The organism is Desulfosarcina sp. (genome assembly GCF_055467485.1).
The window spans coordinates 15,395-33,751 of sequence record NZ_JBUOIV010000031.1; the positions used below are offsets into that span (position 1 = coordinate 15,395).

The following is an 18,357-nucleotide window of genomic DNA, read 5'->3' on the forward strand; positions in this document are numbered from 1 at the left end:
CATTTCATGCTTGAAATCGTTTTTTTGATACCATTTTTTACCGGTACCGCCGCATTCTTTCTTCCTGATAAAATCGGGAGGTGCCTGCTGGTGCTCACCGGCGCCGTTCACCTGATGCTCTCCGTGATGGTCTGGGCAGGCCAACTGGCGCCCTCGTTTCCAGACTATTTTGCGGTCACGCCGGAAGGATTGCTTTCCCTGCTGGTCATCTCCCTGCTTTTTTTCCTGATTTCCATTTACACCATCGCCTATCTCAAGGCATCCGACATCCATTCGGAAAACATTTTCACCGGGTCCATGCTGCTGTTTTTGTCTACCATGACCATGGTGACCCTGTCCGACCATATCATGGTGATGTGGATTGCCATCGAGGCAACCACCCTGGCCAGTGCACCGCTGATCTACACCCACCGCTCGGCAGCCTCCCTGGAGGCCACCTGGAAATATGTGCTCATCTGCTCGGTGGGCATCGCCATGGCCCTTTTGGGATCGGTGCTGGTTACCGTGGCTATGGACGTGGGCAAGGTGGGCGCCCCCATCTCGTTTTCGGCCATGACCGAAGTGGCCAAACAAATGGACCCCATGTGGCTGAAAGCCGGCTTTGTCTTCATCCTGGTCGGCTACGGCACGAAGATGGGGCTGGCCCCCATGCACACCTGGCTGCCCGACGCCCACAGCGAAGCGCCCAGCCCGGCCTCTGCCCTGCTCTCCGGTGTGTTGCTCAACTGTGCCTACCTGGGTATCTTCAAGACCAACAAGATCATGCACGCGGCCGGCCTGGCCGGTTTTTCCGGCCCCATTCTCATCGTATTCGGTCTGGTCTCGATCGTGGCCGCAGCCACCTTCATCCTCAAGCAGACCGAATACAAGCGTATGCTGGCCTATTCCAGTATCGAGAACATGGGCATCATCGCCTTCGGCACCGGCATCGGCGGGTTGGGCGCCTATGGCGCAATGATCTGCCTGATCCACCACAGCCTGATCAAATCCAGTCTTTTTCTCACTTCCGGCAATATTCTCCTGGGATTCGGCAGCCGGTTCATCGAAAAAACCGGCAACCTGGTGGGCCGAATGCCAAAGACATTCGTGGCCTTTTTCGGTGGTTTCGCCGGCATTTCGGGGTTTCCGCCCTTCGGGATCTTCATCGGTGAACTGCTGATCATCATGGGGGCCTTTCGAACCGGCAACTATCTGAGCGCCGGTATCTTCATCCTCAGCCTGTGCGTGATCTTCGCCGGTTTTGCCAACAATATCATGAAGATCTCTTTTAGCGCCTCAGATGCCAACGCCCGGATCAAGGAAGAGGCCAGCCTGGTCTGGCCCCAATACGCACTGCTGGCAACCTCTTTGGTGCTGTGTTTCTGGATGCCGGACACCTTGTACCAGACCATCATCCATGCGGTGAATGCCATCGGTGGAGGATTTTAATGACCATGAATTTCAAAACCATTTCCAATGGAGAACCCATCGCCATCGAGAGTATTCCCCACCTCTCCTTTGACGACTTCTCAACCCAGGCGGTTGCGATAGTTTCCAATGGCGGCAAGGTGGTCCAGTGCTTTGCTTTCCAAACGGAAGAAGCGGTCAGATTAATGGCCGTGCTTCGCACCGATGACCTTCTCGTTGCATCCTGTGATGCACCTGAACGCTATCCCGCCTTAACGGTCCAATGCGAACCCTTTCACATGTTCGAGCGCGAAATCGCCGAGCAATACGGCATCGTGCCCGAGGGCCATCCGTGGTTGAAGATGGTGCGCTACCATGCCAATGGTCGCGGCGTCGACGATGTTTTCGGAAACGACTACAGCGAAGACATTCCGGGCAAATACGACTATTATTCCGTAGCCGGAGATGAAATCCATGAGGTAGCCGTGGGCCCGGTGCATGCAGGGGTGATCGAGCCCGGCCATTTCCGCTTCAACTGCATCGGTGAACGGGTGCTCAACCTCGAAATCCAGTTGGGCTACCAGCATCGTGGGGCGGAGGATCTCCTCCTGAAAGCGGATCGCAAACGGCTGCCGTTCATCGCCGAGAACATCGCCGGTGACACCTCCGTGGGTCACAGCCTGTGCCATGCCCAGGCCGTGGAAGCCCTTTCTGGCACCCGGATTGATGAAGGTGCCAAAATCATTCGCACCATCGGCCTGGAATTGGAGCGCATCGCCAACCATGTGGGTGACCTGGGCGCCTTGAGCGGTGACGTGGCCTTCCTGCCGCCGGCCAACTACTGCGGCCGCATGCGCGGTGATTTTCTCAACATGAGCCTGCTCTTGTGCGGCAACCGTTTCGGCAAAGGGTTGGTCAGACCCGGCGGTGTGCGGTTCCCCATGAATGACGACAACCGTCGCGATCTGACTGCCCGGATCGGTGAAATCAAACCCCAGGTCAAGCATACGATCGACCTGCTCTTTTCCACCTCCAGCGTCCGTTCCCGTTTTGAAGGCTGTGGAACCGTAAGCCGGAGCGATGCGGAAAGACTCGGCCTGGTGGGCCCGGCCGGTCGCGCCTGCGGGTTGGTCTACGATGTACGCCGATGCTTCTCCACCGAACGCTATGAATACTTGCACATTCCGGAAAATGCGGAAACCACTGGAGATGTCTATGCCCGGGCCAAGGTCAGGGCGGACGAGGTCATGCAGTCCATCGGGATCATTGAAATCCTTTTATCCCGGCCAGTTGAAACAGAGATCATCGACGGTGCTGAAATGGAACTGGCACCCGATTCATTCGTCGTCACCCTCAACGAAGCCTGGCGAGGAGAGCTGTCGCATTGTATCCTCACCGACAGTCAGGGTAACATCCGTCGATACAAAGTAAAGGACCCTTCGTTTCATAATTGGAATGGCCTGTCCATGTCATTGAGAGATACGGGTATTTCGGATTTTCCGCTTAACAACAAAAGCTATAACCTGTCGTATTGCGGGTTTGACCTTTGACGGTTTCGCAAAACGTCCGATATCTGCGGTACGCTTCATCTCTCGTCACTGCGGCGTACCGCCAGTACGCCTCATTCATCGAGATTTGTATGCCTCGATCTCGAAGGTTTTACGAAACCGCCGGGAAACCAACTTTTTAGGCTTTCATCATCTATAAATGAGAATTTAATTCACGAAGATATCCATAACGGCAGAGCGAATCCATTATGCTAAATGTACTCAAAAACAGGTTCGAACAAGGCTGTAAAACCTCCAAGTACCCGAAAGAGAACGTCCAGCTGCTGCCCCGCTACCGGGGACGTCCGCAAATCAACCCGGATGCGCCGGCAGCGATGGCATCCGCATGTGCGGCAGCCTGCCCCCAGGATGCCATCGACGCAGCTGCCAAAGCCATCGACATGGGTCGCTGCGTCTTCTGCGGTACCTGCGAACGCCTTTCCAGCGGCCAGTTCATCACCTTCACCCAGGACTTTGCCGTCGCCGTTGCCCAAAAAGAACACCTGATCACCGCCGGTGATATCCCGGATCTGGCGGCTCACTCCCGGCAGCACTTCAAGAAACTCTTTGGCCGGTCGCTCCAGCTTCGCCAGGTGTCGGCCGCCGGCTGCAACGCCTGCGAAGCCGACCTGAACGTGCTGGCCACCCCGTTTTTCGATCTGGCACGCTTCGGCATCAACTTCGTGGCCTCCCCGCGCCATGCCGACGGCATCGTGGTTACCGGCCCGATTTCCCGCAACATGAAAACCGCCCTTCTTCAGACTTACGAAGCCGTCCCCGAACCGCGAGTGGTGATCGCCGTGGGCAGTTGTACCCTGACCGGCGGTCCATTCCGGGGCAGCCCCGAAATCACCGAAGGGCTGGATACCCTGCTGCCCGTGGACCTGTACATTCCCGGCTGCCCGCCGCACCCCATGAGCAACCTGCATGCGCTGTTGACTTTTTTCAAGTAAAGGCGCTGCTGCGCAGCACCGTAGGGATGAAAACCGATTTGTCGTTCCCTCGCTACCCCCGCCGCAAGCGACGGTGAATGACCTCGCTTTTACGGTCGGGGCTCTTCGCAGGATGGTGGCAGGTAAAAAGAACGCCGTGGGGCAGGACATCGTTCTTCCCGCAGAGCCGGGAGTGCGGCGAAACACGCGCACCCCGGACCATCAGATTGGCTATCGATAAATGGCTGTCGGATCCTTCAGGCACCCCGAACAAAGACGCCCGGAAACACCCCGCCCCACGCACACGAAGATCGATCATTAACGCCATTGACGGCCGGCCCGGTCCACCGAAGGGTTCCCCACATGCGGTGCGAAATGAATCGATCACGCCATATGCCTATTGGGTCCGCCCTGGGGCGGCAACGGTCCGCCTGGATTATGATGTTCATTATAGTGAACTATTTAGTATTTCATCGATAAAACTTGAACGATTTAATCAATGGGAATAATTATTATAGGCACCAGTTAATAATTTTCTAACTGTTTTATTAGAATGTTGGCAAAGAATAGGCTTGACACGACGATTTTGTGGGTAGTAATGATCAAGTTCAATATAATGAATATTTTTCAATTCTATACCGGCCTGCGAAATTTTTCCCAAATGGGAGTCAGACATGAAAACCGTTTCTGTTGAAGATGCCGTCGGAAAGGTGCTGTGCCACGATATCACCCAGATCGTACCGGGTTCTTTCAAAGGACGGGCCTTCAAGAAGGGGCGAATTATTCAACCGGAGGATGTTCCGAAACTGCTTGATCTCGGCAAAGCGCATGTTTACGTCTTCGACAGGCAAGCCGGCGGGCTCCATGAAGATGAGGCCGCCCGAAGAATTGCCGTCGCAGCGACCGGAAACGGACTCCGCCTGACAGAACCAGTCGAGGGCAAGGTAAACCTGGTCGCCACACAAAGCGGATTGCTCAAGGTGAACACGGATGCCTTGTACCGCATCAATGACATCGACGATGTCATGTTCGCCACCTTGCACACCCACCATCATGTAGCTGCTGATCAGGCAGTGGCCGGAACGCGAATCATCCCCTTGTATACTGATGAAAAACGGATAACAGCGGTTGAACGGATTTGCCGGGAAAATTTTCCATTGATTCAGGTCAAATCGTTCACTGCGCTAAAAGTCGGAATTGTTACGACGGGGAGTGAAATCTATCATGGTCGCATCGAAGACCAATTCGGACCGGTACTGCGTGAGAAGTTCAGTTCGTTTGGCAGTGAGGTGATCAAGCAGGTATTGGTCTCCGATGACATTCGCATGACCGTGGATGCCATCAAGGGGCTCATCCGCGACGGCGCGGAATTTGTCGCGGTGACCGGCGGCATGTCCGTGGATCCTGACGATCAAACGCCGGCGAGTATCCGCGCCGCGGGCGGCAAGGTGGTCACTTACGGCGCGCCCGTTTTACCGGGTGCCATGTTTATGCTTGCCCATATCGGCGATGTCCCCGTGGTTGGATTGCCCGGCTGTGTCATGTACCACAAGGCCAGTATCTTCGATCTGGTGGTGCCCCGCATGCTGGCAGGTGAAACGGTAACCCGGGCCGATATCGTTTCCATGGGCCATGGCGGATTCTGCTCCAACTGCCCGGATTGCAGGTATCCCGCCTGTTCATTCGGGAAAACCGGGTGATCGGCGATTGCTTGTACCGACGGCACCCATGTCATAGACGACGTCTTAAGAAAAAGAATCTTATCACAGGAGGGACAGATGCTGCTGCCCATGTTTGATTTCCATGAACCGACTTCGATCGATGAAGCCTGTGAGATCATGGCCACTTACGGTGCCAAGGCCAAACTGCTGGCAGGCGGCACCGATCTGATGGTCAACATGAAGAAGAAAATCCTGGCTCCGGAACATCTGGTCTGCCTGTCACGGATTTCTTCCATGCAGGGTATCGAAGAAAAGGGCGATCAGATCATCATCGGTGGACGCTGCACGGTGGCCGAACTGGCCGTCGAGAGCCTGGTTGAAAAAAAACTGGGTGCCCTGCGCGCTGGCGCCAACGCCCTCGGTTCACCCCTGGTGCGCAACCGGGCGACCATCGGCGGCAATATCGGCTCGGCCCGACCCGCAGCCGACCTGCCCCCGTCATTGATTGCCTACGGCGCCACCGCCATGCTTGAGAGCCGCAGAGGAAAAAGAGCGCTCCCACTGGGAGATTTCTTTAAGGGGCCCGGGTTTACCGAAATCGATGTCGATGAAATATTGACCGAGATCCGGGTACCGGTGCCCGGCCCGGGCGAGGGTGCCGGTTACATCAACCTGGGCGTGCGCAAGGCCCAGGACTGCAACATTGTCAATGTCGCTTCGTTCATTGCGTTAGATGAAAAGGACGGATGCGTAAAAAAAGCACGCATCGTCATGGGTTCGGTGGGCCCGACCCCGCTTCGGGCCGCTGCCGCGGAAGCCGTGCTGATCGGCCAGAAGCCCGATGAGCGCCTGTTTATCAAAGCCGGTGAAGCCGCCAGGCAGGATTGTACACCCATCGATGATTTTAGAGGCGCGGCCAGCTATCGCAAGGCCATGGCAGGGGTCTTGACCAAACGCACCCTGGACATTGCCTACCGACGAGCCGTCGGCGCCTGACCGCTTTCCTGTTGATGCAGGCATGGACCCAGCGGTTGGGTTATTCCCGATAACGTTCTGGAAATGAGAACAAACGAGGCGTAAAAAATGAAAAAGCTGATCAAACTGACGGTGAATGACCGTGAGCATGAAATAGCGGTTGAACCCAATCTGACCCTGACCAATCTCATCCGGTACGAGTTGGGCCTGACGGGAACTAAAAAGGGATGTGAGACAGGCGATTGCGGCGCCTGCACCGTCATATTGGACGGGATACCGGTCAATTCCTGCCTGGTGCTGGCCGTTCAGGCCAACGGACGCACGGTCGAAACCATCGAAGGGCTCGAAACCGAGGAGGGACTCCATCCCCTGCAGGATGCTTTCGTGGAAAAAGGGGCCATCCAGTGCGGATTTTGTTCTCCCGGGATGATCTTGTCCGCCAAGCATTTGTTGGATCATCACCCCAACCCGGAGGAAGGCGACATACGGGCGGCCATTTCTGGAAACCTATGCCGCTGCACCGGTTATCAGAAAATCATCGAAGCGATCAAAAGCGTTTAGTCCGCTGTTTGCCGGCCGTCATCATGGAGACGATAGACGCTTTAAACGCCTCCGGATTTGACCAACCGATTATGGAAGGAAGCAGTTATGAGTGGATATCATGTGATCAACAGCCGGGCCAGGAGACTCGATACGCCCGCCAAGGCCACCGGTCGGGCGGTATTTGTGGATGACATCAGCAAACCGGGCATGCTGCACGGCGCCCTGCTGCAAAGCCCCCTTGCCCATGCCCGAATTCTCAGCATCGATACCTCGGCTGCGGAGCGGCTGCCCGGCGTCAAATGTGTCGTTACGGCCAAAGAAGCCGGATTGACACCTTACGGCGTAAGCCCCGCGCGATATGACGAAACGCTGTTCTGCCATGACAAGGTCCGCTATGTTGGCGATGAAATTGCCGCCGTGGCAGCCATCGATCTCGAGACTGCCGAAAAAGCGGTGGCCTTGATCAAGGTGGCGTATGAAGAATTGCCGGCGGTGTTCACCGTCGAAGATGCCATGGCCGAAGGTGCGCCCCAGTTGCATGAGAAATATCCCGGCAACATTTGCGCGGAGGTGCACCAGGAGTTCGGCGATGTCGCCGCAGCCTTCAAGGCGTGTGACCTGATCAAGACCACCACGGTCAAGAACAAGCGCCAGGATGGCGGTTTCATCGAACCCCAGGGGTGTCTGGCCGAGGTCGACCACGCGGGCAACCTGACCCTGACCAGTTCCACCCAGGTGCCGCACTACGTCCAACGCACGGTGGCCATGGTGCTGGGGTTGGATGTGGGCAAGGTCCGCGTGATCAAACCATACGTGGGCGCCGGATTCGGCATCAAAGCCGCGGCCAACCCCATGGAGCTGGCATGCTGTCTGCTGGCCATCAAAACCGGGAAACCGGTCAAAATGAATTACACCCGAGCGCAGGTCTTCATGTACGGCCGGGCCCGGCACGGATTTACTCACAAAATGAGCATCGGTGTCAAAAAAGACGGCACTCTCATGGCCCTGGAGCACGAGGCCTACCTGGACGGCGGCGCCTATTCCAGCTTCGGCATCGCCACGGTTTACTATTCGGGCTCGCTGCTGGGCGGGCCCTACAAGCTGCCCAACATGAAATACGACGGCTACCGCATATACAATAACAAACCGGCCTGCGGCGCTCAGCGGGGGCACGGAGCGGTGATCGCCCGGGCCGCCTTCGAACAGCAGTTGGATATGATTGCCGAAGAACTGGGTATCGACCCGGTGGAGATCAGGCAGAAGAACATGATGAAAACCGGCGATACCACCTGCAACGATCTCAACATGAGCAGCTTCGGCATGGCCGAGTGCCTGGATGCGGTCACCAGCGGATCGGCCTGGAAAAGCAAAAAAGGTAAGCTGCCGCCCGGCAAGGGCATCGGCCTGGCGTGCGGGTTCTTCGTCTCCGGTGCCGGTTTTCCGATCTATCGGTCCGATACCTACCACGGGACGGTGATGGTGAAACTGACCGAAGACGGCGGCACCGTTCTGGTCTACACGGCGTCGGCGGAAATCGGCCAGGGATCGGACACCACTTTTGCCATGATTGTCGCCGAAGCCCTCGGCGTTCCCCTGGAATGTGTCCGGCTGGCATCCGGCGACACCGACATGGGTGTGGACCTGGGCGCCTATTCCAGCCGCCAGACCCTGATGACCGGTCATGCCGCCAAAGAGGCAGCTGAAGATGTGAAACGTCAGGTGGTCGAGATTTTGGCCGATGAATTGAACCTGCCGATAGAAGCGATCGACATCAAGAACGGCCACATCGTTTTTGACCGCGACGATGTGGATTTTTCCCAGATGCGTACGCGCTACATCAAGGAGCATCGCGGCTGGTCGGACAATCCGGATTCCGGGCCGCTGACCTTCAAGGAGGCTTCGCGGATCGCCTATCTGGCCAAAGGATCCATCGTCGGCACCGGCAAATACAAACCCCAGTTTCTGGGAGGCAAATACAAGGGCGCCGCCGTCGGCACGTCACCGGCCTATGGATGCAGCGCCCAGGTGGTGGAAGTCGATGTGGATCTGGAAACCGGCCAGGTGACTATTGAAAAGGTCACCGACGCCCACGACTGCGGCAAGGCGATCAACCGCACGTCGGTGGAAGGACAGATGGAAGGCTCCGTCTCGATGGGCATCGGCGAAGCCATGCACGAGGAAGTCAAGTTCGACGACAAAGGCCATATAATCAACAATGACCTCGCCGAGTATAAAATGGTCACTGCCCTGGATATGCCGCCGGTGGAGGCCATCGTCGTTGAAACCAACGAACCCAACGGCCCTTTCGGCGCCAAGGAGGTGGGGGAAGGTGCCATCATGCCCACCATTCCAGCCGTTTTGAATGCGGTTTATGACGCCACCGGCGTTCGGATTTACGAACTGCCCTTGACACCGCAGCGCATTTTCGAAGCGCTGCAGCAAAAAAATGCGCAGAAGGGCTGAAACGCGTGCGGGGCCGGATGAACAGTCAACAGCCAAATCATCAATGAAGGGGCTGCCCATGGGCAGCTTCCTCCATTGGACCGTGGCCATCGGGTTATTGGCACACGTGAGGAAGACCCATGCCGTTTTGCCTGTCAAAGGAAGAGAAACGCCGCTACCGGCGACAAATGAGCATACCCGAAATCGGCGAACGTGGCCAGCAGCGCATCAAGCAGGCCACAGTAATGATTGCCGGACTGGGCGGGCTGGGTTCCATCTCTGCCTATTACATGGCGGCCGCCGGCGTCGGTCATTTGAGGATCATAGATATGGACAGGGTTGTCGGTCACAACCTGAACCGGCAGATCCTGCATACGACCGCTGATCTCGGAAAACCTAAAACGGTTTCCGCTCTGGCGAAGCTGAAATCGCTGAACCCCTGGTGCCATATCGAAACCATGGCCGCACGAATCACCGGCGAAACGGTGGGTCCAATGGTGAGCGGCTGCAACCTGATACTTGACGGCACCGATACCATCGACACCCGGAGAGTGATCCACCGTGCTGCCTGGGAAAAAAACATTCCCTTCATTTTTGGCGGCGTAAATGGATTTGATGGTATGGTGGCAACATTCATCCCGGGCCGGTTCGCTTGCCTGGAATGTATCTTCCCCGCCGATAGGCACACTGAACCCGAAGCCGTCGGGGTTGTCGGACCTGCGGCCGGGGTGATTGCCTCCCTGCAGTGTGTGGAGGCCATTAAACTGTTGATTGGCAAGGGAGCGGGGCTGTCAGGGTCACTGATGCACGTTCACGGCCTGGACATGCGCATCAAAAAAGTCGCTGTCGATCAAAACCCGGACTGCCGCATCTGCCATCGCAAACAACCTGTTGAAAGTTGACCGAGGACCTTTATCTTCATCCGGTCAAGTCGGCCGGTCAACCCACACAATCATCATGAAAGACCCTATGGAAAAAAATGAATATATAGAAATCACGATTAACGACGTGCGGGAACGGGTGATGGCCGGCAGCACGCTGGAAACGCTGATAAGCAATTTCGGGGAGACGGACCCGGATTTAATCGTGGAGTTAAACGGGCGATTCGTCTACCCCCGGGCGTATGCAACCACCATCGCCAAACAGGAAGACCGGCTTGAATTTATCAACCCGAATTTCGGGGGTTGAACCCGTTTGCGAATAAATTAAATCGATAGCTACCAGATAGATATATTCTAATATACAAGGGTTTTATTCATTGTTTTGTGAAGTTTTGCTTTTACATCAGTGATCCGGTCAATGGCGTCCTGAATTTTTTCCGTATCCATGCTGCTCGACAGCCCCACCGCCCAGATGGCCATGGGGGGACCGATTATGTTATTCAACGCCACGGCTATCGCTTTAACGCCGATCAGATATTCTTCATCGTCGATGGCATGGCCATTCGAACGTACCCGCTCCAGTTCGGCCAAATAGTCGTTCTCATTTACAATTGAGCGGGGTGTATGTTGAGGGAGTCCTTTCTCACGAATCAACTGTTTTACTGCATCGTTTGTTTTTGCGGCAAGAAACGCTTTTCCTGCAGCACCGGCAAAAAGCGGCAAGGTGGTTCCCGGGGATGCCGATATCTTTAACGGGTCCTCGGACTCTGCCGCGGCCATAATCAGTATGCCGTTGCAGATGAACGCACCGACTACCATTGTCTCTTTAATTTGATCTCTCAATGAATCGATAATGGGGTGGATCGAATCGACCATTTTAGGGTAATTAAAGCTTGAAAAAGCCAGGTCCATAACTGTCGGCCCCAAATAGAGTTTGCGACCGTCCGGCCCTTGCGCGAGTGCGCCTTCACGGAGCAGGGCGTGGACCAGGCCATGGGTCGTGCTTTTACTGTATCCCAATTGCATCGCAAGATCGGTGAGGCCAAGATGCTGGCGGGATTCAGCCACTTTGCGTAACACGTGAAAGGCTTTGTGCACGGCCGGGGCCTGGTAACCTGGCAGTTTGTCCGCTGAAGTCGTCTTTCGCATCGGTCCCGCTATGTCGACAATCACTAAAGGTATCTGGTAAAAAGCGTGTTTATTGCAATGAATTTATATCTGTATGCATCAATCAAGTCAACAGATAACGGCGAATTGAATTAACATCTTAATACTTGAATATATAGTATATAATGAGGTTGCCGGTTCCCTGCCCGATTAAGGGCGTGGAACTCAATCTTTCACTATGATGAATTTTGGTTGGATCGCCATGATATGAACGGTATCGGGATGCTTGGATTGGATGAAATGGCCGTGGTTTTCGAACAGTCGATATGTTTTCGAGGACTCAAGCCCCAGGCGCGCCATGCAATGGCCGCCAAGGCCATATCCATACCATTTGCCAAAGGCGATACCATTTTCCATGCCAACGACCCGCAACGCCATTTCTACCTCGTTGCCAAAGGGCTGGTGCGCGTCAGCATCTGCTCGTTGGAAGGGCATCGGCTGACCTATCTGCTGGCCGTGGCCGGTGAACCGCTGAACCTGGTCAGCACGTTCTCAAAAAAACCCCGCATGATCGAGGCGAGAGCCATGAGAGATTCGATGGTCGTTTTGCTGAAACAGACCGATTTCATCGCCTTTGCATTTCAACACCCTTCAGTTATCTCCGCAATCATCACCGTGCTGGGAAATGCGGTGGACAGCGCCAACAGTCGTATTTTGGACATGGTGGGTAAAAATGTGGATCAGCGCATGCGCCGCATCTTGCATGCCTTATACCTGAAATTCGGACCCACCTTACGATTTACCAGCATCGAGATCGCGGAAATGATCGGTACGACCGTCGAGTCATCGCTACGGGCGTTGTCCAAGCTGCGCAAAAAGGGATTGATCACCACCCAAAGAAGCAGAATAGATATTCTCAAACCCGAAGCGTTCGCCGATTCCGACAGCGGTATGTTGTGGCTGTGAACCGTGATAGCGAGCAGATCGTCCTCGGGGTGCCGCGGGGAAGGGGTCAATCGACCCCAAGAATGACTGTCGGCATGACGATGACAGGGGAATAGCATGATGGGCTTGCTTTTGCGTCCCAACGAAAAGCGGCCATGACCGCATCACTGGAACCATCTTTTGCTTTCATGCCGCGTCGCCTGCGTTCAATAGAACGGGAACCTTTCCCAGAAGGCCTGATCCGGTTTCTGCCAATCCGCACCAAAGCGTTTTTCCAAAAAGGAACCCATCCGGCCATACCATCGCGTCCATGGATTTTTCCCTTTTTCCTTGTCTTCCATGATGTCATTCAAAAAGGACGCAACATTGATCATCTCTTCTTTCGGCAGATATGAAGCGGCACCCCCTTGGTAGGACTTCAGTAGATTGTCGGGACTGAAGGCATGAGCGGTCAGCATGACGGTGGTGAGGTTCTTTGCTGTGGCGATTTCAAGCAACTCATATCCGCCGACCCCCATGATGTCCAGGATGACGATATGGAAATAACGATTTTCGAGAAGTGTCCTAGCATCCGCAAAGCTGGACGCCCGGGTGAGTTGGCACATTCCCAACAGGTCTTCCAGGCTGTCCAGAACATCCGGCTCATCGTCAACCATCAGGATTCGCTTGTTTTCGATATACGGGTAATCTGACATGATGCATTCTCTCCGGTCTGGGTTCGATGGGTGTTGCACAACCCTTTTTCCAATAATACTGCCGTTTAACGGCAATACAAGAGAACTGCCCTTCTTTGGCTCGATCGCCTGCGGACCTCATTAATCCAGCCATCCCGGTTGCCGCCCTTTTCACTACCCAACGATTGAAAATTCACCGCGGCAAGCCACGGAGAATCTTCACCGTAAGCATAAAAAATCGATTTCCAGTTCGCTCGCCAACCCCGCCGCAAGCGACGGGGAATGTGCTCGCTATCGCGGTTTACGATGCGACCTCAGTGATACCCCCGGCTGAGGCGCACTATTTTTCCATGAGTATGATGGGTGTCATAGACAGAAGGCGATGGTTACCAGTAAATCATTATGAAATTTTTATATAATTAATGAATAACATTCACTTTTCGGCAACGGCATGGCGCTGTTTGTATCTTTCATGGCATTCAGAACGCAACGCTTGACTAGTTACGATGGCCTGTTGCCAAATGTGGCCATCTATGCAAGATTTACTGTTTCTATATCGTTTTCATGAACAGCTTTCCCCGATGACCAAATGATATTCGCCTGGCCCGCGCATCCGACGGGGTGCCATGGGGCACCGTGAACGGCGCAAGGCACACACGTGTCCACCCATAACTGGTAAGGAGGTTGCCATGAACCATCGTATTGCCGCTTCGTTTTTGGCGTTGTCGATCAGTCTTGTATGCTTCACCGCGATGCCGACCGTCACCCAAGCCGGTCCTGTCAAACTCACCTACAGCAATTTTTTCCCGCCGAGTCATGTTCAGAGCATACTGGCCGAGTCCTGGTGCAAAGAGGTCGAAAAGCGGACCGGCGGAAAGGTCACCGTCGATTATTTCCCGGGGGGAACGCTTACCAAGGCCCAGCAATGTTATGATGGCGTAGTGGAAGGCTTATCCGATATCGGTTTTTCCGTTCTGGCATATACCCGGGGCCGTTTCCCGCTCATCTCGGCCGTTGATTTGCCGCTCGGGTATCACAGCGGCGCAGTCGCCACGGAGGTGATCAACCGGGTTTACAAGAAATTCCAGCCCAAGGAATTCGATGACGTCAAGGTGATGTACCTGCATGCCCACGGCCCGGGCCTGGTTCATACCAAGGGCAAGGCGGTGCGCAAACTGGAGGACATGCAAGGCCTGAAGTTCAGGGCCCATGGCACCAGTGCCCTGGTTGTCCAGGCGCTGGGCGGCACCCCCGTTCCCAAGCCCATGCCGGAAACCTACGAAATGCTTCAAAAAGGAGTGGTTGACGGAGCGCTATACCCCATGGAATCCAACAAGGGCTGGAAACTCGGCGAGGTGACCGACTATATGACCGCTGCTTTCGATTCGGCCTACACGACATCTTTTTTTGTGGTCATGAGCAAAGATAAATGGGAATCGCTGCCGGCCGATGTCCAGCAGGCGATCGAGGCAATCAATGCCGAGTGGGCCGTCAAACACGGCGAGGCGTGGGATACCAGTGACATGCTGGGGATGAAGTATTTCCTCAGCCAGGGGGGCGAGATCATCGGCCTCGACGAGAAGGAACAGGCCCGCTGGAAAAAAGCGGTCGAACCCATCATCAGTGATTATGTGGTCGATGCCAAAAAGAAGGGGATCGGCAACGCCCAGGAAGTCGTCGATACCATCGTCAAGACCCTGGGCGAACTTCAGTAAGTCCCTTTCAAAAGGAGCCGCCCAGGCGGCTCCATTATTCCCCACCCTAAACAGTGAACGAGTGGAAATGAACATCCTGATCAAGTTATCCGGACGATTGCGGAACGTGTTGAAGGGTCTGGGCGCTGTCTGTCTGATGGGGATGACCCTGCTGACCTGTGCCGATGTGGTCGGCCGCTACCTGGGGCACCCCATCTTGGGATCGGTCGAGATCGTCGGTTTCATGGCCACGTTGACAGCGGCCCTGGCCCTGCCCTACACCCATCAAGCCAGGGGGCACGCCGGCGTCGAAATCCTTGTTCGCCTGCTTTCCACGCGGACCCAGGCCATCATCGAACTGTGCACCCATGCGGTCAGTCTGCTGCTGTTTGCCGTCGTCACCTGGCGCATGACCCGCTATGCCGCAACCATTCATCGTTCCGGCGAAGTGTCCATGAACCTTGAATTCCCCCTGCATTCAATTATTTTTCTCACCGCTTTCTGCTTTCTGGTGCTCACGTTGACCATCCTCGAAGACGTCATCAACAATATCAAACTGCTAATGGGTAAGAAATGAGTCCTACACTGGTTGGAATCCTTGGCCTGCTGATCATGCTGGCGATTTTCCTGACCCGGATGCCTGTGGCCTACGTCATGATCCTTGTAGGTTGGGTGGGTTTCAGTTCGATGATCTCCGTTAAAGGCGGCTTGAACCTGCTGTCCAGAAATATCTATGAAACCTTTTCATCATACGGCCTGACCACCATCCCCTTATTCATTCTGATGGGCCAGCTGGCCTTCAACAGCGGCATCGGCAAACGGCTGTATGCCACGGCCTACAAATTTTTAGGCAGCACGCGGGGCGGGCTGGCCATGGCCACGGTTACCGCCTGTACTGCCTTCGGGGCGGTATGCGGGTCGAGCCCGGCTACCGCCGCCACCATGGCCACCGTGGGATTGCCGGAGATGAAACGCTACCGCTACGCGGATGAACTGAGTTCCGGATCGGTGGCCTCCGGCGGGGGACTGGGCATGATCATGCCGCCCAGCGTGGTGTTGATCGTTTACGGCATCCTGACCGAGCAATCCATCGGCGCGCTGTTCGTGGCCGGCATCCTCCCGGCCATCGTCATGACGATTCTTTTCATTATTACCATCTTTATTCACTGCCGGCTGTATCCGGATCAGGGTCCCCCCGGCGAAACATTCACCTGGGGAGAGAAATTCCGATCACTGACCGGCATGGGTGACACCGTACTGGTCTTCATCCTGGTGATGGCGGGCCTGTTTTTCGGATTTTTTACACCGACGGAAGCGGCAGCCGTGGGTGTCTTCGGGGTTCTGGCCGTCTCTGTTGTCCGCAGGCAACTGAGTTGGGATGGTTTCGTCAAGTCCTTGTACGAAACCCTGCGCACATCCTGCATGGTCATGTTTCTGATTGCCGGTGCCGTGGTATTAGGCAAATTCCTGGCCGTTACGCGGATCCCCTATGACATCGCCGCCTGGGTCGGCGATCTCGACCTGCCGCCATTTCTGATTCTGGCTACTGTTGTCGGCGTGTATCTGCTCGGCGGCTGCATTATGGACGCGCTCGCCCTGGTGATGCTGACGATCCCCATTTTTTATCCCATCGTGATCACGCAACTGGGCTATGACCCCATCTGGTTCGGCGTCATCATCGTACTCGTGACCCAAATGGGCGTAATCACACCGCCGGTCGGCATCAATGTCTACGTCGTCTACGGGGTCGCTCAGAGTGCGGTAGGAGGTATTCCGCTGGAGGCGATTTTCAAAGGCATCATTCCCTTCCTCATCGCCATCATCGCAGGAACGATCCTCATGACCCTATTCCCCCAGATCATCACCTGGTTACCCGATCTCATGTACTGACCGATGGAGGCCCATGATGCTTGCCAACCAGCCATACTGGAACCCGGTTCTGGAAACGGCGGACCCGGAGCGCCTGCGGGCGCTGCAATTGAAAAAATTTAAAAAAATTTTCCGTTGGGCCTATGACCAATCGCGGTTTCACCGCGCGCTGTATGACCGGGCCGGTATTGGGCCTGAGGATATTCGAAATCGTGAAGATATCCGCCATGTGCCCAAGGTGGAAAAATCCATGATGCGCGACATCCAGCGCAAGGACCCCTTTCCTTATGGGGATGCACTCTGCGTACCCCTGGAGGCGGTCACGGCGTTTCGCCAGACCAGCGGGACCACCGGACAGCCGGTGTATCAGGCGGATACCTGGCAGGATTGGGAGTGGTGGGCCGAATGCTGGGCTTTCATCCTGTGGGCACAGGGGTACCGTCCATCGGATCGCGTGTTCATACCCTTTGGTTACAATATTTTTGTGGCCTTCTGGGCCGGTCATTACGCCGCCGAAAAGATCGGGTGCGAAGTCGTGCCCGGCGGCGTGTTGGACACCCAGGCCCGCATTCTGAAAATCCAGGAATTGAAAGCCACCGCCATGATGGCCACGCCCACCTATGTACTGGGCATGGCCGATACGGCCATAAGAAAAATGGGCATCGACCCATCCGGTCTGGGCATCAAGAAAATCACCTGCGCCGGTGAACCGGGCGCCAGCATTCCCGCCACCAAGAAGCGAATGCAAAACGCCTGGAACGCCCGGGTATTCGACCATGCGGGGGCGACGGAGATCGGGGCCTGGTCCTTTGAATGCGAGGCCCAGCCGGGAGGGATGCACGTCAACGACGCCTTCTTTCTGGTGGAAATCGAGGATATGGAAACCGGTGAAATCATCGATGAGCCCGGGCGTCGCGGCAAAATGATCATCACGGCACTGGATCGGTTCGCGCAACCGTGCGTTCGCTTCGATGCCAAGGATATCATTGAATGGGATACGGCCACGTGTGCCTGTGGTCGCACCTTCCGCCTGATCAAGGGGGGCGTCGTCGGACGGGCCGACGATATCACCAAGGTCAAAGGCGTACTCCTGGCCCCATCGGCCATTGAAGAAGTGGTCAGGAGCATAGACGGCCTGGGCGATGAGTACGAAGTGATCGTAGACAAGCTGGGAGATGTGGACCGCATCAAGCTCAAAGTGGAACTGCAGAGCGGTCAGGAAGATCGCGTCAAAGCGATCGAAGGCCAGCTCAAAGACCGTCTGCGCTTGAAGACCAACCTGGGGTACCGCATCGAATTCTACGACTACGGCCGGCTGCCCAGGTATGATGTCAAGGCCAGGCGGTTTAAGGATATGCGCAAACATTGATAACAAGGAGTCGTATGGCGATGGAGCCAATCCATGATTTGAAAAAAATGGATGCCGAAATCCGTCACATTAAATCGGCCGCCGAGAAACTCAGCCGCATGGGAGAAAATTTCCCGGCGCTGGCCAGAAATGCCCACCGCATTCTCGCCAGTGTCAAAATGCTGGAACTGAATATCTGCGACCCGGTCGCTCTGGACATGGATGACTGACGGCAGTGCGTCAACCCGATTGCCCTTGCATCCGAAGACCGGATCCAGCAGCGCAGGTGAAAGGCATCAAAAGCAAAGAGGCATTTTCAGGAAACAGCGCAGGCCCTGTCACATTGGTATGGC

The 18,357-nt window shown here is 55.5% G+C and carries 18 protein-coding genes; 15 read left to right on the forward strand and 3 right to left on the reverse strand.

The window, feature by feature from the left end; translation table 11 throughout:
* Nucleotides 1-6 precede the first annotated feature (6 nt).
* The 9 genes from ACZCED_RS15075 to thiS all read left to right on the forward strand — a co-directional run bounded on the left by ACZCED_RS15075 (nt 7) and on the right by thiS (nt 10,674).
* Entirely contained in the window at nt 7-1,428 is a 1,422-nt protein-coding gene (locus tag ACZCED_RS15075; RefSeq protein ID WP_462969831.1) for a proton-conducting transporter transmembrane domain-containing protein, read from the forward strand.
* Nucleotides 1,428-2,936: a hydrogenase large subunit gene (locus ACZCED_RS15080; RefSeq protein ID WP_462969832.1), complete on the forward strand. Its 1,509-nt coding sequence runs from the start codon at nt 1,428-1,430 to the stop codon at nt 2,934-2,936. The genes ACZCED_RS15075 and ACZCED_RS15080 overlap by 1 nt, the downstream gene beginning before the upstream one ends.
* A gap of 206 nt (nt 2,937-3,142) precedes the next feature.
* The gene (gene nuoB / locus ACZCED_RS15085) at nt 3,143-3,886 is read left to right on the forward strand and encodes an NADH-quinone oxidoreductase subunit NuoB (RefSeq protein WP_462969833.1); all 744 of its coding nucleotides are present in this window, start codon (nt 3,143-3,145) and stop codon (nt 3,884-3,886) included.
* 653 nt (nt 3,887-4,539) lie between these two features.
* The gene (locus ACZCED_RS15090) at nt 4,540-5,565 is read left to right on the forward strand and encodes a molybdopterin-binding protein (protein WP_462969834.1); all 1,026 of its coding nucleotides are present in this window, start codon (nt 4,540-4,542) and stop codon (nt 5,563-5,565) included.
* A gap of 78 nt (nt 5,566-5,643) precedes the next feature.
* A complete protein-coding gene (locus ACZCED_RS15095) occupies nt 5,644-6,522 on the forward strand; it encodes an FAD binding domain-containing protein (RefSeq protein ID WP_464861128.1) in 879 nt (292 codons plus the stop codon).
* An 87-nt stretch (nt 6,523-6,609) separates the two neighbouring features.
* Complete coding sequence (locus tag ACZCED_RS15100) at nt 6,610-7,062, forward strand: (2Fe-2S)-binding protein (protein ID WP_462969836.1); 453 nt, start codon at nt 6,610-6,612, stop codon at nt 7,060-7,062.
* An 87-nt stretch (nt 7,063-7,149) separates the two neighbouring features.
* Nucleotides 7,150-9,507 carry a molybdopterin cofactor-binding domain-containing protein gene (locus tag ACZCED_RS15105; RefSeq protein ID WP_462969837.1) on the forward strand — a complete coding sequence of 786 codons (2,358 nt, stop codon included), beginning with the start codon at nt 7,150-7,152 and terminating at the stop codon, nt 9,505-9,507.
* Nucleotides 9,508-9,626: 119 nt separating this feature from the next.
* Entirely contained in the window at nt 9,627-10,388 is a 762-nt protein-coding gene (locus tag ACZCED_RS15110; protein WP_462969838.1) for a HesA/MoeB/ThiF family protein, read from the forward strand.
* 67 nt (nt 10,389-10,455) lie between these two features.
* Complete coding sequence (gene thiS / locus ACZCED_RS15115) at nt 10,456-10,674, forward strand: sulfur carrier protein ThiS (RefSeq protein ID WP_464861129.1); 219 nt, start codon at nt 10,456-10,458, stop codon at nt 10,672-10,674.
* 47 nt (nt 10,675-10,721) lie between these two features.
* Here thiS and ACZCED_RS15120 read toward each other — a convergent pair whose 3' ends face one another.
* Nucleotides 10,722-11,516, reverse strand: coding sequence for an IclR family transcriptional regulator (locus tag ACZCED_RS15120; protein ID WP_464861130.1), 795 nt, complete (start codon nt 11,514-11,516; stop codon nt 10,722-10,724).
* A gap of 225 nt (nt 11,517-11,741) precedes the next feature.
* Between ACZCED_RS15120 and ACZCED_RS15125 the strand changes: the two genes are divergently transcribed.
* Nucleotides 11,742-12,440, forward strand: a complete 699-nt coding sequence (locus ACZCED_RS15125; RefSeq protein ID WP_462969841.1) for a Crp/Fnr family transcriptional regulator — start codon at nt 11,742-11,744, stop codon at nt 12,438-12,440.
* A 46-nt stretch (nt 12,441-12,486) separates the two neighbouring features.
* On the opposite strand, the gene ACZCED_RS15130 is transcribed toward ACZCED_RS15125, so the two are convergent.
* Both ACZCED_RS15130 and ACZCED_RS15135 read right to left on the reverse strand, forming a co-directional pair.
* A complete protein-coding gene (locus ACZCED_RS15130) occupies nt 12,487-12,609 on the reverse strand; it encodes a hypothetical protein (protein ID WP_462969842.1) in 123 nt (40 codons plus the stop codon).
* A 16-nt stretch (nt 12,610-12,625) separates the two neighbouring features.
* Nucleotides 12,626-13,114, reverse strand: coding sequence for a response regulator (locus ACZCED_RS15135; protein ID WP_464861131.1), 489 nt, complete (start codon nt 13,112-13,114; stop codon nt 12,626-12,628).
* A 668-nt stretch (nt 13,115-13,782) separates the two neighbouring features.
* Between ACZCED_RS15135 and ACZCED_RS15140 the strand changes: the two genes are divergently transcribed.
* The 5 genes from ACZCED_RS15140 to ACZCED_RS15160 all read left to right on the forward strand — a co-directional run bounded on the left by ACZCED_RS15140 (nt 13,783) and on the right by ACZCED_RS15160 (nt 18,234).
* On the forward strand, nt 13,783-14,808 hold the full coding sequence (locus ACZCED_RS15140; protein ID WP_462969844.1) for a TRAP transporter substrate-binding protein: 1,026 nt from the start codon (nt 13,783-13,785) through the stop codon (nt 14,806-14,808).
* Nucleotides 14,809-14,875: 67 nt separating this feature from the next.
* Entirely contained in the window at nt 14,876-15,364 is a 489-nt protein-coding gene (locus ACZCED_RS15145) for a TRAP transporter small permease (protein WP_462969845.1), read from the forward strand.
* The gene (locus ACZCED_RS15150; RefSeq protein WP_462969846.1) at nt 15,361-16,677 is read left to right on the forward strand and encodes a TRAP transporter large permease; all 1,317 of its coding nucleotides are present in this window, start codon (nt 15,361-15,363) and stop codon (nt 16,675-16,677) included. Before ACZCED_RS15145 ends, ACZCED_RS15150 begins: the two co-directional genes overlap by 4 nt.
* 13 nt (nt 16,678-16,690) lie before the next feature.
* The gene (locus ACZCED_RS15155; protein WP_464861132.1) at nt 16,691-18,025 is read left to right on the forward strand and encodes a phenylacetate--CoA ligase family protein; all 1,335 of its coding nucleotides are present in this window, start codon (nt 16,691-16,693) and stop codon (nt 18,023-18,025) included.
* Between the two features lie 20 nt (nt 18,026-18,045).
* Nucleotides 18,046-18,234 (forward strand): hypothetical protein, encoded by a 189-nt coding sequence (locus ACZCED_RS15160; RefSeq protein WP_462969848.1) that lies wholly within the window; start codon nt 18,046-18,048, stop codon nt 18,232-18,234.
* The last annotated feature ends 123 nt before the right edge of the window (nt 18,235-18,357 follow it).